General features: G+C 36.8%; 16 protein-coding genes and 1 tRNA gene. 15 read left to right on the forward strand and 2 right to left on the reverse strand.

Annotation, left to right across the window (positions count from 1 at the left end; genetic code table 11):
* The first annotated feature begins 223 nt into the window (after nt 1-223).
* The 5 genes from I5776_RS05320 to I5776_RS05340 all read left to right on the forward strand — a co-directional run bounded on the left by I5776_RS05320 (nt 224) and on the right by I5776_RS05340 (nt 3,993).
* On the forward strand, nt 224-682 hold the full coding sequence (locus I5776_RS05320) for an NUDIX hydrolase (RefSeq protein ID WP_202779309.1): 459 nt from the start codon (nt 224-226) through the stop codon (nt 680-682).
* Nucleotides 683-726: 44 nt separating this feature from the next.
* Complete coding sequence (gene rapZ, locus I5776_RS05325; protein WP_202779310.1) at nt 727-1,617, forward strand: RNase adapter RapZ; 891 nt, start codon at nt 727-729, stop codon at nt 1,615-1,617.
* On the forward strand, nt 1,614-2,597 hold the full coding sequence (locus tag I5776_RS05330) for a gluconeogenesis factor YvcK family protein (RefSeq protein WP_281397292.1): 984 nt from the start codon (nt 1,614-1,616) through the stop codon (nt 2,595-2,597). The genes rapZ and I5776_RS05330 overlap by 4 nt, the downstream gene beginning before the upstream one ends.
* Nucleotides 2,598-2,735: 138 nt before the next feature.
* Entirely contained in the window at nt 2,736-3,695 is a 960-nt protein-coding gene (gene whiA, locus I5776_RS05335; RefSeq protein ID WP_202779311.1) for a DNA-binding protein WhiA, read from the forward strand.
* Nucleotides 3,696-3,738: 43 nt separating this feature from the next.
* Complete coding sequence (locus I5776_RS05340; protein ID WP_202779312.1) at nt 3,739-3,993, forward strand: HPr family phosphocarrier protein; 255 nt, start codon at nt 3,739-3,741, stop codon at nt 3,991-3,993.
* Between the two features lie 50 nt (nt 3,994-4,043).
* Here I5776_RS05340 and clpP read toward each other — a convergent pair whose 3' ends face one another.
* Together clpP and I5776_RS05350 are read right to left on the reverse strand one after the other, a co-directional pair.
* Nucleotides 4,044-4,637: an ATP-dependent Clp endopeptidase proteolytic subunit ClpP gene (clpP, locus tag I5776_RS05345; protein WP_202779313.1), complete on the reverse strand. Its 594-nt coding sequence runs from the start codon at nt 4,635-4,637 to the stop codon at nt 4,044-4,046.
* A 445-nt stretch (nt 4,638-5,082) separates the two neighbouring features.
* Nucleotides 5,083-5,154 (reverse strand) — tRNA-Arg (locus I5776_RS05350).
* Between the two features lie 154 nt (nt 5,155-5,308).
* Here I5776_RS05350 and rpoN point away from each other — a divergent pair.
* The 10 genes from rpoN (at nt 5,309) to I5776_RS05400 (ending at nt 15,688) form a co-directional block, all read left to right on the forward strand.
* Nucleotides 5,309-6,649, forward strand: a complete 1,341-nt coding sequence (rpoN, locus tag I5776_RS05355) for an RNA polymerase factor sigma-54 (protein WP_202779314.1) — start codon at nt 5,309-5,311, stop codon at nt 6,647-6,649.
* 18 nt (nt 6,650-6,667) lie between these two features.
* Nucleotides 6,668-6,916: a glutaredoxin family protein gene (locus tag I5776_RS05360; RefSeq protein WP_202779315.1), complete on the forward strand. Its 249-nt coding sequence runs from the start codon at nt 6,668-6,670 to the stop codon at nt 6,914-6,916.
* 126 nt (nt 6,917-7,042) lie between these two features.
* The gene (locus I5776_RS05365; protein ID WP_202779316.1) at nt 7,043-8,065 is read left to right on the forward strand and encodes a sugar-binding transcriptional regulator; all 1,023 of its coding nucleotides are present in this window, start codon (nt 7,043-7,045) and stop codon (nt 8,063-8,065) included.
* 76 nt (nt 8,066-8,141) lie between these two features.
* On the forward strand, nt 8,142-9,149 hold the full coding sequence (gene gap, locus I5776_RS05370; protein WP_202779317.1) for a type I glyceraldehyde-3-phosphate dehydrogenase: 1,008 nt from the start codon (nt 8,142-8,144) through the stop codon (nt 9,147-9,149).
* Between the two features lie 222 nt (nt 9,150-9,371).
* Entirely contained in the window at nt 9,372-10,556 is a 1,185-nt protein-coding gene (locus tag I5776_RS05375) for a phosphoglycerate kinase (protein WP_202779318.1), read from the forward strand.
* A gap of 228 nt (nt 10,557-10,784) precedes the next feature.
* Complete coding sequence (tpiA, locus tag I5776_RS05380) at nt 10,785-11,546, forward strand: triose-phosphate isomerase (RefSeq protein WP_202779319.1); 762 nt, start codon at nt 10,785-10,787, stop codon at nt 11,544-11,546.
* The gene (gene gpmI, locus I5776_RS05385; RefSeq protein WP_202779320.1) at nt 11,539-13,074 is read left to right on the forward strand and encodes a 2,3-bisphosphoglycerate-independent phosphoglycerate mutase; all 1,536 of its coding nucleotides are present in this window, start codon (nt 11,539-11,541) and stop codon (nt 13,072-13,074) included. The genes tpiA and gpmI overlap by 8 nt, the downstream gene beginning before the upstream one ends.
* A 38-nt stretch (nt 13,075-13,112) precedes the next feature.
* On the forward strand, nt 13,113-14,405 hold the full coding sequence (gene eno / locus I5776_RS05390; protein ID WP_107920636.1) for a phosphopyruvate hydratase: 1,293 nt from the start codon (nt 13,113-13,115) through the stop codon (nt 14,403-14,405).
* Nucleotides 14,406-14,579: 174 nt separating this feature from the next.
* On the forward strand, nt 14,580-14,813 hold the full coding sequence (gene secG / locus I5776_RS05395) for a preprotein translocase subunit SecG (protein ID WP_202779321.1): 234 nt from the start codon (nt 14,580-14,582) through the stop codon (nt 14,811-14,813).
* A 128-nt stretch (nt 14,814-14,941) separates the two neighbouring features.
* Nucleotides 14,942-15,688: an alpha/beta hydrolase gene (locus I5776_RS05400; RefSeq protein WP_202779322.1), complete on the forward strand. Its 747-nt coding sequence runs from the start codon at nt 14,942-14,944 to the stop codon at nt 15,686-15,688.

Genomic DNA, 15,688 nt, shown 5'->3' on the forward strand with positions numbered 1-15,688 from the left:
ATAGTTGAAATTGACCCCCTTTTTTTATAAGATCCCTTGTTAGCATAGGCTTTGGCCTATGCTCTTTTTTTATTGGCTACTAACCTAGGCTGTTAATTATCGCTTCATTTCAACCCAACTGCTTTGGAATGTTTTGTCTTTCGTTGTTTGAAGCCTTTAAAAATAGTATAATTAATTGACATATATAATAAATTTACATTTTTATCCCACTGAGGTGATACCGATGCAACGAGTAACCAATAATGTGTATATTAAAGAAGATAAGGTGTTGCTTTTACAAAAACCGAGTAGAAACTGGTGGGTTGCTCCTGGCGGAAAAATGGAACAGGGGGAATCTGTTCGTGAATCAGTCATTCGTGAATTTCGTGAAGAAACGGGAATATATATTAAACAACCTATACTTAAAGGTGTTTTTACTTTCAATATAAAAGACGGAAAAGACATCATTTCGGAATGGATGATGTTTTCGTTTAAATCAACCGAAGGGGATGGCCAACCTCTGCAGCACTCTGAAGAAGGAATATTACAATGGCATTCAATTAATGAAATAAATAAACTGCCAATGGCAGCGGGCGATTATCATATTTTGGATTATGTGATCCATGGGAATGGAATCATTTATGGGAATTTTACCTATACACCGGAATTGGAATTACTATCGTATCGATTAGATCCTAGTTAATTACATAGAAACAGAATTGGAAACTAATTTTAGGAGGAGAAAGAATGAGCACAGGTGCAAATAATGTTCAATTAGTGATCATTACGGGAATGTCTGGTGCTGGTAAGACCGTTGCGATACAAAGCTTTGAGGATCTTGGCTTTTTTTGTGTGGATAACTTACCTCCTACATTGCTTCCGAAGTTTTTGGAATTAATGAAGGATGCTACTAACAAAATGAATAAAGTGGCACTCGTAATGGATTTAAGGGGACGGGAATTTTTTGAGCATTTATTCAAAGCATTGGACGATCTAACTGAAACATCTTGGGTATCGCCACGTATTCTTTTTTTAGATGCCGACGATTCGGTATTGGTGCGTCGGTATAAGGAAACAAGAAGAATGCATCCACTTTCACCTTCCGGCTTACCACTGGAAGGAATCCGTCAAGAACGAATGCTGCTTGAAGAGCTTAAAGGGCGGGCACAAATTATTTTTAATACATCAGAATTAAAGCCAAAAGAATTGCGGGAAAAAATTCTTAATGAGTTTTCAATGAATAAACAATCGACATTTACTGTCAATGTTATGTCATTTGGATTTAAACACGGAATTCCAATAGATGCCGATTTAGTATTCGATGTCCGATTTCTTCCTAATCCATTTTATATTGAAAATATGCGTCCAAAAACAGGTCTTGACCAAGAGGTATATGACTATGTTTTAAAATGGAATGAAACAAATAAATTTCTTGAAAAAGTGACAGACTTATTATCATTTATGCTGCCTCATTATAAGCGCGAAGGAAAAAGTCAATTGATCATTGCGATAGGCTGTACGGGTGGACAACATCGTTCAGTGGCGTTAACTGAATATATAGGGCAATATTTAAAAAACGATTATCACACTAGAATTACTCATCGTGATATTAAAAAAAGGAAGGAAACAACAACATGAGAATGGATAGAAAGCCGCGAATCGTTATTATCGGCGGCGGAACTGGATTACCTGTGTTATTAAGAGGGATAAAAAAATATCCAGTCGACATCACAGCAATTGTTACAGTAGCAGATGATGGAGGAAGTTCAGGACGTATTCGGGATGAAATGGATATACCATCGCCTGGTGATATTAGAAACGTCATGGCCGCTCTTTCAGATGTAGAACCGTTAATCGAGCAAATGTTTCAACATCGCTTTAAAACTTCGAATGAGCTAGCTGGACATTCGTTAGGAAATTTAATAATCGCTGCATTAACATCAATTACTGGAGATTTTGTTCATGCCATTCAAGAAATGAGCAAAGTGTTAAATGTGCGCGGCAAGGTGCTACCAGCTGCTAATCAGAGCGTTATTCTACATGCAGAAATGGAAGATGGAACGATTGTATCAGGTGAATCAAAAATTCCTTTTTCAGGGAAGAAAATTAAACGAGTATTTTTGACACCCGAAGTCATCCATCCTTTATCAGAAACCATTCGTGCTATTCGGAAAGCGGATTTAATTGTTGTTGGACCGGGGAGTCTATATACGAGTATATTACCGAATCTTCTTGTTCCAGAGATCGGAAAAGAAGTATGCAATGCAAAGGCGAAAAAGGTATATATTTGCAATTTAATGACACAAGCAGGTGAAACATTAGATTTCACTGCCAGCGATCATGTAAAAGCGATTTATGATCATATGGATTGTTCGTTTATAGATACGGTACTTGTAAATAATGAAGAAATTCCAGCGAATATACAGGAGAAATACGAAGAAGAGCTAGCCAAACCTGTCATCTATGATGTCGAAAGATTATTAGCGCTTGGAATTGATGTTATTTATGATAAAATTATCACTTATAATGATGGAGTAATCCGTCATGATACTGAAAAGGTTGCTAAAATACTTTACTCATTAATTGATCAACCTTTAATAAATATAGATTCTAAATAAAGAAGCTTGGGGATTTAATGATCTAATTGACTTATATACGTTCCTATTACCCCCGTTTTATTAGAAAAGCTTCTCCTGTTTTATTTAGTAATCAAATCATTGATTGCTTTAAAGAATAGGGAATAGGAGGTATGGAGAATGTCATTTGCTTCGGAAACAAAAAAAGAGCTCACAAATTTACAGATTAAAGATTGCTGTGTACGAGCAGAGTTATCTGCTCTTATTCGTATGAACGGTTCATTATCTTTTTCGAACAAGCTATTGGTCGTTAATGTTCAAACAGAAAATGCAGCGATTGCGAGAAGAATTTATACATTAATTAAAAGGATTTACGACACACCTGTTGAATTATTAGTTAGAAAGAAAATGCGTTTAAAGAAAAACAATGTGTATATTGTTAGGTTGAGAACAAAAGCAAAGGAAATTTTAGAGGATCTTGATATTTTAGGTGAAGGGTTTACATTTATACATCATATTTCCCCCGCTTTGATAAAGAAAAAGTGTTGTAAACGGTCTTATTTGCGAGGAGCTTTTCTTGCAGGAGGATCCGTAAATAACCCTGAGACCTCCTCTTATCATTTGGAGATTTTTTCATTATATAAAGAGCATAATGACTCCTTGTGTGAGCTCATGAATTTCTTTCAGTTAAATAGTAAGACATTAGAGCGGAAAAAGGGATTTATTACGTATTTAAAAGAAGCAGAAAAAATTACCGAATATTTGAATGTAATCGGTGCGCATAATGCTCTTCTTCGCTTTGAAGATGTAAGAATTGTAAGGGATATGCGAAATTCGGTCAATCGCCTCGTCAATTGTGAAACGGCAAATTTAAATAAAACGATCGGTGCTGCCTTAAGACAAGTAGAAAACATTCGGTATATTGATGAAACAGTCGGTCTGCAAATTCTTCCGGATAAATTAAGGGAAATTGCGGAATTACGTGTCGCATATCAAGATGTAACCTTAAAGGAATTAGGGGAAATGGTTTCATCCGGTAATATTAGCAAGTCAGGCATCAATCACCGATTGCGAAAAATTGACGAAATTGCCGATAAGTTACGGGCAGGAGAACTAGATAAAAAATCAATGGCAAAATGAATAACAATTGATCAATTACTGTAAATAAAAAGGGGGAGAAAACATGATAGAAAGACGAGTTGAAGTAAAACTAAAAACTGGATTGCAGGCACGTCCAGCAGCATTGTTCGTTCAAGAAGCCCATCGATTTTCCTCAGAGATTTATCTTGAAAAGGATGGCAAAAAGGTAAACGCGAAAAGCATTATGGGATTAATGAGCCTTGCAGCTGGAGCGGGTTCAATGATTAATCTAAGCGCAGATGGCCATGATGAAAATGAAGCAATAGATACTTTAACCAAATTTATTGAAAATGAATAAAAAAAAGAACTGTCACTTGTACAGTTCTTTTTCGTTTTATTTTTCGCTTTTTATTTTTTTTCGTCTGAACGTGTAATAATTTGATCAATTAGACCATACTCTTTTGCTTTTTCAGCAGTCATGAAATTATCGCGATCAGTGTCTTTTTCAATTACTTCTAGAGGTTGGCCAGTACGTTCAGCCAAAATTTTATTTAATTTTTCACGTAAGAATAGAATACGTTTAGCAGCGATTTCAATTTCAGTCGCTTGTCCTTGTGCACCACCAAGAGGTTGGTGAATCATTACTTCACTATTTGGAAGGGCATAGCGTTTTCCTTTTTGACCAGCGGCAAGTAAAAAGGCACCCATAGATGCAGCCATACCAGTACAAATAGTTGAGACATCTGATTTGATAAATTGCATCGTATCATAGATAGCCATACCAGCTGTGATACTGCCACCAGGACTGTTAATATAAAGTGATATATCTTTACCTGGGTTTTCAGCGTCTAAAAATAATAGTTGAGCAACAATCGAGTTTGCTACATTATCATCGATTGCACTTCCAAGCATAATGATACGATCTTTAAGCAAGCGTGAGTAAATATCATATGCACGTTCACCACGATTAGTTTGTTCAATAACTGTAGGAATTAAGTTCATACTTGCTCCTCCTTTTTGATTGGCTCGGCGAATGGTTGCCGATTCTTTATCAAATTTTTATTCAAAGGAAAATAAATCCTTATGTAATGTTATCATACACTGATGGTCAATAAAGGTCAAACAATTCACTTTCTATTTCTAAAATTTTTTCTCCTTTTAATTACACTTTAATCATAGTATCCAAAATAAATGGTTTTTAAACTTTTTACGTGGAGGGTTAGTTTTTTGTTGTTATCGTTGAACGTTCCTTTCCGCTCCAGGATGCTCGCTTTCCGCGGGGCGGGCGGTGAGCCTCCTCGACTGCTTCGCGTCTGCGGGGTCTCACCTGTCCCGCTGATCCCGCAGGAGTCTCGCACCCTTCCGCTCCAATCCACTTTGTGCTGTCAATATTGTTCGAAGTATAAAAATAAAAAACCTCTTGTTCTATTAGAACAAGAGGTAGGTACGCCCTCGGAGGGAATCGAACCCCCATTTTAAGAACCGGAATCTTACGTGCTATCCGTTGCACCACGAGGGCATTTTATAAACCGTACGATAAAAAATTATATCGTATAACGCATGAAAATGCAATAAATAAAATGAAAACAAAAAGATATAAAGAGATATATATGTACGGATACTTGAATGTAAGGTAAAATGAAATTGATGAAAGGTGAAGGGGGGAGATTTAATTGGATCTAAAATTTGGATTATACCAACAACAAACATTAAAACTGTCAATGACCCAAGAATTAAAGCAGGCAATCGAACTTCTCCAATATTCTGCACAAGAATTAACCTCTTTTTTGGAAGCAAAAGCAACTGAAAATCCTCTTATACAATTAGAAAATACAAATATTAAATATATAGATATGCGTAATGATGGATCGAAAAAAAGCAGATCCAAAATTAAGGAGCGGGATGATAAACAATGGATAGATCAAATAGCCCAAACATCAATGAGCCTACAAGATTATCTATTCATTCAAATTTCTTTGAAAACGCTGTCAAAAGATGAGAAAAGAATGCTCACTCAGCTTATATATAATCTTGATTCAAATGGGTATTTGACGATCAGGCTTGATGAGGCTGCGCAGATTTGCGGTCTCCCAACCGAAATGGCTGATCAAAGCCTTAGATTAATTCATAATTTAGAACCGGCAGGAGTAGGTGCGCGTGATCTTAGGGAGTGTTTATTGCTCCAAATCAATCGAAAAAAAGAGTGTCCACAAATTGTAAAGGATATTCTATTAAACTATTTTAATGACTTTGCGGAGAAAAAGTGGAAAGTAATCTCAAATGGTCTTAACGTCGAAATGAATGAAATTCAACTTGCTGCAGATTATATTAAAAAACTTGAACCACGGCCCGGATCAGCTTATCATAAAGAACAGCCTCAATACATTGTACCGGATTTAATTGTGACGATAGAAAATGAAAATATTGAGGTTAATCTTTTTCAAAAACATTTGCCAAATGTGCAATTCCAAAAGGATTATTATGCGACGATGTCTGCATATAAGGATCAACAAGTTAAACACTTTTTGAAAGAGAAAACGAAAGATTATCAGTGGATCATGAAAAGTCTTCAACAGAGAAATGAAACCCTTTTAAATGTAGGAATGACGATAATTGAGAAGCAGTTTGATTTCTTTTTAAAAGGACCGGCGTATTTAAAACCGTTAACGATGAAAGAAGTATCCCATGAAATTGGTATACATGAATCTACTGTAAGTCGTGCAGTTCGAGAAAAATATATTCAAACGCCGTTTGGGACATATGAATTAAGGTACTTTTTTTCTGCAGGTTTAATGAAAACATCGGGTGAAGAAGAAGAGCAAGCATCCGCCTTTCAAGTAAAAACAATGATCGCAAATTTCATTGATAAAGAAAATAAATTAAAACCACTTTCTGATCAGTTAATTGTTGATGAATTAAAGAAACTGGGAATCGTTGTTTCAAGGCGAACCATTGCAAAATATCGCGAACAATTAAAGATTCCTTCTTCAGCAAAGCGGAAACGGTATGGATAAAGTAAGGAGCGTTTGTAAATGAAAGTAATTTTTTATACGAGAGAGAAATGTCATCTTTGTACAGAGGCGAAGGAAATATTAAACGTCCTGCAGAATGATTATAATTTTGAAATCATGGAGAAAAATATTGACGACAGTGATGAACTTACTGAAAAATATGGTCTGATGATACCGGTCATCGAGATGAATCAAGAAATCGTTCAATATGGTCAAATTGATTATTATACATTAAGTAAACGATTCCAAAAAAAAGTTAATCCATCATAGTTGAATTTCTAAATTTACCCTGCTAAAATAGAAAATGTAGCAAGGGTAATTTTTTTTATTGCTGATGGGACATAATATGTCTACGCGGGACGTAAAGCGACCTAGATAACTGAAGGGATTATTTCTATGTATTCTTTAATTGAGCTTCAAAAAAAATTATTACCTGACATGCTTTTAACTATGCAGAAGCGTTACCAAATTCTTCGTTCCATTCGATTTATGGAGCCTGTTGGCAGAAGAACTTTGGCACAAGTTCTTGGTCTTTCAGAACGCATATTGCGTAGTGAAGTTGAATTTTTAAATGACCAAAAGCTAATCACAATTAAAACGAGTGGTATGACAGTTTCTCAGCAAGGCCTATCAGTTTTACAAGGTTTGGAAGGAATAATGAGAGATGTCACGGGTATTAATGAAATGGAAGAGAGATTAAAAAAGGAATTAAATCTTCAAGAAGTAGTAATCGTTCCCGGAGATAGCGATGAAACGCCGTGGGTTAAACAAGAACTTGGAAGAGCTTGTGCAAAAAGAATGAAAAAGCGCTTAGTTGGAGAAAATATCATCGCAGTAGCTGGTGGATCGACCATGGCAGCTGTAGCTGATATGTTGACATTTGACTTTATCGGGAATACCAATACACTATTTGTTCCGGCTAGAGGTGGAATTGGTGAAGATGTCAAAAACGAAGCAAATTCTATTTGTGCAAAAATGGCTGAAAATACCGGCTGCAAACATCGTGTGCTGTATGTACCTGATCAGGTAAGTAAAGAGGTATATGAATCCTTTGTTAAAGAACCTATTATTAAAGAGGTTTTAAGTTTAATTAAAAAAGCCAACATGCTTTTACATGGTATTGGGGATGCTAACGTAATGGCGAAGCGCCGTAATACGAAGGAAGAAGATATGGAAATTATTAAGGATGGACACGCAGTGGGAGAGGCCTTTGGTTATTATTTTAATGAGGCTGGAGAGGTAGTACATAAAGTTCCTACTGTTGGATTACAGCTTGATGATTTTTCCCATATCGAACATGTTCTTGCTGTTGCAGGTGGGTCTTCGAAAGCAAAAGCAATAAAGGCTTGCATGAAAAGTGCTACTAATTCAACTGTGTTAATCACTGATGAGGGTGCAGCAAAAAAAATATTAAGCTAGTAGTTAAGTTATTCCTTTTCAAAAGAATTTACTTTTGAAATTAAATAAATTAAGTGATCACAAGGAGGAAATATAAATGACTGTAAAAGTTGGTATTAATGGTTTTGGACGTATTGGACGTAATGTATTCCGCGCTGCTTTAAATAATCCTGAAGTAGAAGTAGTTGCTGTAAATGATTTAACAGATGCAAACATGCTTGCACATCTTTTGAAATATGATACTGTTCACGGAACTCTTGAGCAAGATGTAACAGTAGACGGTGATTACCTAGTTGTTGGTGGTCATAAAGTAAAAGTTCTAGCTGAACGTGAACCAGCACAACTTGGTTGGGGAGATCTTGGTGTAGATATCGTAGTTGAATCTACTGGTCGCTTTACAAACCGTAAAGATGCTGCTAAACATTTAGAAGCTGGTGCAAAAAAAGTAATCATCTCTGCTCCTGCAACAGATGAAGATATTACAATCGTTATGGGTGTTAACGAAGATAAATATGATGCTGCTAATCATAATGTAATTTCTAATGCATCTTGTACAACAAACTGCTTAGCACCATTTGCTAAAGTATTAAACGAAAAATTTGGTATCAAACGTGGTATGATGACAACTGTTCACTCTTACACAAATGATCAACAAATTCTTGATTTACCACATAAAGACTACCGTCGTGCTCGTGCGGCTGCAGAAAACATGATTCCAACAACTACTGGTGCTGCGAAAGCTGTTGCGTTAGTATTACCTGAATTAAAAGGAAAATTAAACGGTATGGCTATGCGTGTTCCAACTTCTAACGTTTCTATCGTTGACTTAGTTGCTGAACTAGATAAAGATGTAACGGTTGAAGAAGTTAATGCAGCATTAAAAGAAGCAGCTGAAGGTAATTTAAAAGGTATTCTAGCATACAGTGATCTTCCACTTGTATCTCGTGATTACAACGGCGCTAAAGTTTCTTCAACTATTGATGCACTATCAACAATGGTTCTAGAAAACAACATGGTAAAAGTACTTTCTTGGTATGACAATGAAACTGGATACTCTAACCGTGTAGTTGACTTAGCTGCATACATTGCAAAAAAAGGATTGTAATCTTTTAAATAACGTAAACAAATGGTATATTTTTCTTGAACCATCTTCTTAATAGAGACTATGTTAATATACATTGTAGTTTTGATTGAAGCGAGCAACTAAAAGTCGAAATCATCGTACAAGGTTGAAACAGTCTTAAAGAAAATGGACAAAGGGGAGCGGGGAACATTCCCCCTCCCTTTTTACATAGTTTTTGTACACACAAAGGAGGGTACCTTACAAATGAATAAGAAAACCATTAAAGATATCGATTTAAATGGGAAAAAAGTATTTTGCCGAGTTGATTTTAATGTACCGTTACAAAATGGAAATGTGACAGATGATACGCGTATCCGCGCTGCATTACCAACTATTCAATATTTAATTGACCAAGGAGCAAAGGTCATTCTAGCCAGCCATTTAGGTCGACCAAAAGGTCAAGTAGTTGAAGAATTACGATTAACTCCTGTTGCGAAACGACTAAGTGAACTATTAAAAAAAGATATCCGTAAATCAAACGAAGCTTATGGTGAAATTGCACAAGCAGAAATTGATAAATTAGAAAATGGTGATGTCCTCCTTTTAGAAAATGTTCGTTTCTACCCTGGCGAGGAAAAAAATGATCCGGAATTAGCGAAAAGCTTTGCTGATTTAGCTGATGTATATGTGAATGATGCATTTGGTGCTGCTCACCGTGCCCATGCGTCAACAGAGGGGATTGCTCAATACCTACCAGCTGTTGCCGGCTTCCTGATGGAAAAGGAGCTTGAAGTTCTTGGTAAGGCACTTTCAAATCCTGAACGTCCTTTCACTGCTATTATCGGAGGAGCGAAGGTAAAAGATAAAATTGGTGTTATCGACAACTTGCTTGATAAAGTCGATAATCTCATTATCGGTGGCGGTCTTGCTTATACATTTGTGAAAGCAAAAGGCCACGAAGTAGGAAAATCATTATTAGAAGAAGATAAAATTGATTTAGCAAAATCCTTTATGGAAAAAGCGGAACAAAAAAATGTGAAGTTCTATATGCCTGTCGATGTAGTAGTTGCTGATGATTTTTCTGATTCTGCCAACAAAAAAGTTGTAGCAATCGATGAAATTCCATCCGATTGGGAAGCACTAGATATCGGTCCGAAAACAGTTGAAATTTATCGTGATGTCATCGGACAATCTAAGCTTGTCATTTGGAATGGACCTATGGGTGTATTTGAACTCGAATCATTTGCAAACGGAACAAAAGGTGTGGCAAATGCGCTAGCTGACGCATCAAATACGTATTCTGTAATTGGTGGCGGAGATTCAGCAGCTGCAGTTGAAAAATTTAATCTTGCAGACAAAATGAGCCATATCTCAACAGGTGGCGGTGCTTCCCTAGAGTTTATGGAAGGTAAAACTTTACCAGGCGTTGCTGCCTTAAATGATAAATAATCAATAATGAAGGATGTTTTCGTAAAGTTAGTTGTGTTGTGTTTAACAATATGAAAACGCAGAGTGGATTGGAGCGAAAGGAACCTGACTCCTGTGGGATATAGAGGAAAGCAGGTTCCTGTAGCGGAAAGTAACGGTCTATGTCCCAAAAACAACAAAGAGGAAATGTACTTTTTCCCCACAATCTTTACACAATGAACCATAATGAATGAAGAAAGGGTGTTAGAAATGCGTAAACCAATTATCGCTGGAAACTGGAAAATGCATAAAACAATGTCTGAAGCGAAAGCATTTGCTGAAGAAGTCGCTGGTTTAGTCCCTAAAAAGGATGTTGTTGATTCTGTTATTTGTGCACCAGCATTATTTTTAGATCGACTTGTTGAATCAACCCATAGCTCGGACGTAGCGATTGGGGCACAAAACATGCATTTTGAAGAAAGTGGTGCTTTTACAGGTGAAATTAGTCCGAAAGCACTTGAAGATTTAAATGTAGACTATGTGATTTTAGGACATTCTGAGCGACGTGAAATGTTCAACGAAACGGATGAAGCGGTAAACAAGAAAGTATTAGCTGCATTCAACCATCACTTAGTTCCTATTGTTTGTGTCGGCGAAACACTTGAACAAAGGGAAAACAATGAAACAAAAGATTTAGTCGCTTCTCAAGTTCAAAAAGCATTAGCAGGTTTAACGGAAGATCAAGTGAAACAAACAGTTATTGCTTATGAACCAATTTGGGCAATTGGAACTGGAAAATCTTCTACAGCAGAAGATGCAAATGAAGTTTGCTCCCATATTCGTTCTGTAGTTGAAAGTCAATTTTCAAAAGTTGCAGCAGACGCCGTTCGAATTCAGTACGGTGGTAGTGTAAAACCAACCAATATTAAGGAGTATATGTCCCAACCGGATATTGATGGTGCATTAGTTGGTGGAGCTAGCCTTGAGCCACAAAGCTTTTTACAACTTTTGGAGGCGGTAAGCCATGAGTAAATCACCTGTTGCTCTCATCATTTTAGACGGGTTTGGTCTTCGACAAGAAACAAAAGGAAATGCCGTTACACATGCGAAAAAGCCAAACTTTGACCGCTACTGGGGAAATTACCCACATAATACTTTAACAGCTAGTGGTGAAGCAGTAGGACTACCGGAAGGACAAATGGGTAATTCAGAGGTAGGACATTTAAACATTGGTGCTGGTCGAATTGTTTACCAAAGCTTAACTCGTGTGAACGTGGCCATTCGTGATGGGGAATTCGTTAAAAACGAAACCTTCCTTCAAGCGATTGATCATGCGAAAAAAAATGGTACGAATCTTCACCTATTTGGTTTATTGTCTGACGGTGGTGTCCACAGCCATATTAATCATTTATTTGCCTTATTAAAACTTGCTGCAAATGAAGGATTGAAAAATGTTTATGTCCATGCATTTTTAGATGGTCGTGATGTTGGACCGAAAACAGCTGCAAAATATATTAAAGAAACACAAGAAAAAATGGATGAATACGGTGTTGGTGAATTTGCTACGATTTCTGGCCGTTATTATTCAATGGACCGTGATAAACGTTGGGAACGTGTAGAAAAATCCTATCGTGCAATGGTATCTGGAGAAGGACCGACTTATACTGACCCATTGGAACTTGTAGAAGATTCATATTCACACGGAATTTTCGATGAATTCGTCATTCCTTCTGTTATTACAAAAGAGAATGGTGAACCAGTTGCAACGATTAAGGATAATGATTCGGTTATTTTCTATAATTTTAGACCTGACCGTGCGATCCAAATTTCTAATACATTCACAAATAAAGATTTTCGTTCATTTGATCGAGGACCGAAACATCCTAATAACTTATTTTTCGTTTGCTTAACACATTTTTCTGAAACTGTAGACGGATATGTTGCTTTTAAACCAGTAAACCTTGATAATACTCTTGGTGAGGTTTTATCGCAAAATGGATTGAAACAGTTGCGTATTGCGGAAACAGAAAAATATCCGCATGTCACTTTCTTTATGAGTGGGGGCCGCGAAGCAGAATTCCCTGGAGAAACAAGAATTCTCATTAACTCGCCGAAAGTGGCAACCTATGATTTGAAGCCAGAAATGAGTGCCTACGAAGTAACGGATGCTTTATTGAAAGAAATTCAAGAGGATAAACAAGACGCAATCATATTGAATTTTGCGAATCCAGATATGGTTGGCCATTCAGGTATGCTAGAACCTACTGTTAAAGCGATTGAGGCAGTTGATGAATGCTTGGGTCGTATTGTTGATCTTATTATCGAAAAAGGCGGTACAGCTATTATCACTGCCGATCACGGAAATGCCGACGAAGTAGTTACTCTTGAGGGGCAGCCAATGACTGCACATACTACAAATCCAGTTCCTGTGATTGTTACGAAAAAAGGAATTGAGCTTCGTGATGGAGGAATCCTTGGTGATTTAGCTCCAACAATGCTTGATTTACTTAATGTTCAGCAACCAAAAGAAATGACTGGAAAGACGATTATTAAACATTAATTTATAAAAAAACTAATTTAAGAATAGGAGAAATAAACATGCCACATATTACTGAAGTATATGCAAGAGAAGTACTAGATTCCCGCGGAAATCCTACTGTAGAAGTTGAAGTATATACAGCTTCAGGTGCTTTCGGACGCGCGCTTGTTCCAAGTGGAGCTTCAACAGGAGAATATGAAGCAGTTGAGCTTCGTGATGGCGACAAAGGCCGTTATTTAGGTAAAGGTGTAGAAACTGCAGTGAAAAATGTTAATGATATCATTGCAGAAGAACTAATCGGTTATGATGTAACTGAACAAGTTGTTATTGATAAATTGTTAATTGAGCTTGATGGAACTGAAAATAAAGGGAAACTAGGTGCTAACGCGATCCTTGGTGTTTCTATGGCAGTAGCTCGTGCTGCAGCTGATTTCCTTGGAGTAGAACTTTACGAATATCTTGGAGGTTTCAACTCTAAACAACTTCCAGTGCCAATGATGAATATCGTTAATGGTGGGGAACATGCAGATAATAACGTTGATATTCAAGAATTCATGATCATGCCTGTCGGTGCACCTACTTTTAAAGAAGCATTACGCATGGGTGCAGAAATCTTCCATAACCTTAAATCTGTATTAAAAGCAAAAGGCTTAAACACAGCTGTTGGTGATGAAGGTGGATTTGCTCCTAACCTTAAATCTAACGAAGAAGCACTTCAAACAATTATTGAAGCCATTGAAAAAGCTGGTTACAAACCAGGTGAAGAAGTTATGCTTGCAATGGATGCTGCATCTTCTGAATTCTATAATAAAGAAGACGGTAAATATCATTTATCAGGTGAAGGTGTTGTTCGTACTTCCGCTGAAATGGTTGACTGGTATGAAGAACTTACTTCTAAATACCCAATTATCTCTATCGAAGATGGTTTAGACGAAAATGACTGGGAAGGTCACAAGCTGCTTACAGAACGTATCGGTCATAAAGTTCAATTAGTTGGTGACGATTTATTCGTAACAAACACGAAAAAACTTTCTGAAGGTATTAAACAAGGTGTAGGTAATGCGATCCTTATTAAAGTAAACCAAATCGGTACATTAACTGAAACGTTCGATGCAATCGAAATGGCAAAACGTGCTGGTTATACTGCAATCATTTCTCACCGTTCTGGTGAAACAGAAGACACAACAATTGCTGACATTGCAGTAGCGACAAATGCAGGTCAAATCAAAACAGGTGCTCCTTCAAGAACAGACCGTGTCGCAAAATACAACCAATTACTTCGCATTGAAGACGGTTTAGCAGACACTGCTCAATACTTAGGAAAAGACACATTCTACAACCTAAAAAAATAATAAACTAAAAGCCGGCACTAAACTGCCGGCTTTTTTTACGTTATTCACTTTTTATAATAATTATACGAAAATTTGAATATTTGGTGCCAGGCACCGAAAATTTCGTTTGTGTACAAGGTGGAATTGTGGTACATTTAAGGTACGTTTAGATGTTCGATTTGGAGGTGGGGTCTCATGCATACTTTATTTTTGACTTTATTGGTGATTGATGCGATCGCTTTAATTATTGTAGTACTTTTACAGTCAGGAAAAAGTGCTGGATTGTCAGGAGCGATTTCCGGTGGTGCTGAGCAGTTATTCGGGAAGCAAAAAGCTCGTGGAATGGATTTAGTTTTACATCGAATCACTGTAGTTCTTTCAGTATTATTTATTATTTTAGCACTTGGCGTATCATATTTTGGAATATAATAATACAAAAGCTACCTGACTTACCGTACGGTTGGTCGGGTTTTTTGTTTTTAGTACATATTTCTGGAATGTTCTTCATTTCTCTGTTAAAAATAAGGTAAGAATACATATGTAAAGGAGTTCACATCATGAAAATAGTGCCGCCAAAGCCTTTTACATTTGAAGCGGGTAAACGTGCTGTCTTGTTATTACACGGTTTCACAGGTAGTTCAGCTGATGTTCGGATGTTGGGACGGTTTCTTGAAAAACAAGGATATACATCCCACGCACCTATCTACAAAGGGCATGGAGTTCCACCGGAAGAATTAGTACATACAGGTCCGGATGATTGGTGGAAGGATGTAATAGCAGGCTATGAACATTTGAAAAATAAAGGATACGAAGAAATAGCTGTAGCCGGATTGTCACTAGGTGGGGTATTTTCCCTGAAATTGGGTTACACTGTACCTGTAAAGGGAATAATCCCTATGTGTGCACCGATGTATATTAAAAGTGAAGAAACAATGTACAATGGTGTTGTCGACTATGCTCGCCAGTATAAAAAATTTGAAGGAAAAGAAGAAAATCAAATTAATAAAGAAATTGAAGAATTTAAAAAAACACCAATGGAAACATTGAAAGGATTACAGAATTTGATATCAGAAGTAAGAGAAAATGTGGATATGATCTATTCACCGACCTTTGTTGTTCAGGCTCGACATGATGAAATGATCAATACTGACAGTGCGAATATTATTTATAATCATGTGGAATCTGAACAGAAGGAAATAAAATGGTATGAAGAATCCGGACATGTTATTACGTTAGATAAGGAAAAAGAACAATTACATCAAGATGTTTACGATTTTCTCGAACATCTAAATTGGTCTGAATAA

Origin of the sequence: Heyndrickxia vini (genome assembly GCF_016772275.1) — a bacterium.
GTDB lineage: Bacteria > Bacillota > Bacilli > Bacillales > Bacillaceae_C > Heyndrickxia > Heyndrickxia vini.

Coding starts and splice junctions, on each gene's coding strand:
- I5776_RS05320 (WP_202779309.1), top strand. CDS start 224: ATGCAACGAGTAACCAATAATGTGTATATTAAAGAAGATAAGGTGTTG.
- rapZ (WP_202779310.1), top strand. CDS start 727: ATGAGCACAGGTGCAAATAATGTTCAATTAGTGATCATTACGGGAATG.
- I5776_RS05330 (WP_281397292.1), top strand. CDS start 1,614: ATGAGAATGGATAGAAAGCCGCGAATCGTTATTATCGGCGGCGGAACT.
- whiA (WP_202779311.1), top strand. CDS start 2,736: ATGTCATTTGCTTCGGAAACAAAAAAAGAGCTCACAAATTTACAGATT.
- I5776_RS05340 (WP_202779312.1), top strand. CDS start 3,739: ATGATAGAAAGACGAGTTGAAGTAAAACTAAAAACTGGATTGCAGGCA.
- clpP (WP_202779313.1), bottom strand. CDS start 4,637: ATGAACTTAATTCCTACAGTTATTGAACAAACTAATCGTGGTGAACGT.
- I5776_RS05360 (WP_202779315.1), top strand. CDS start 6,668: ATGAAAGTAATTTTTTATACGAGAGAGAAATGTCATCTTTGTACAGAG.
- I5776_RS05365 (WP_202779316.1), top strand. CDS start 7,043: ATGTATTCTTTAATTGAGCTTCAAAAAAAATTATTACCTGACATGCTT.
- gap (WP_202779317.1), top strand. CDS start 8,142: ATGACTGTAAAAGTTGGTATTAATGGTTTTGGACGTATTGGACGTAAT.
- I5776_RS05375 (WP_202779318.1), top strand. CDS start 9,372: ATGAATAAGAAAACCATTAAAGATATCGATTTAAATGGGAAAAAAGTA.
- tpiA (WP_202779319.1), top strand. CDS start 10,785: ATGCGTAAACCAATTATCGCTGGAAACTGGAAAATGCATAAAACAATG.
- gpmI (WP_202779320.1), top strand. CDS start 11,539: ATGAGTAAATCACCTGTTGCTCTCATCATTTTAGACGGGTTTGGTCTT.
- eno (WP_107920636.1), top strand. CDS start 13,113: ATGCCACATATTACTGAAGTATATGCAAGAGAAGTACTAGATTCCCGC.
- secG (WP_202779321.1), top strand. CDS start 14,580: ATGCATACTTTATTTTTGACTTTATTGGTGATTGATGCGATCGCTTTA.
- I5776_RS05400 (WP_202779322.1), top strand. CDS start 14,942: ATGAAAATAGTGCCGCCAAAGCCTTTTACATTTGAAGCGGGTAAACGT.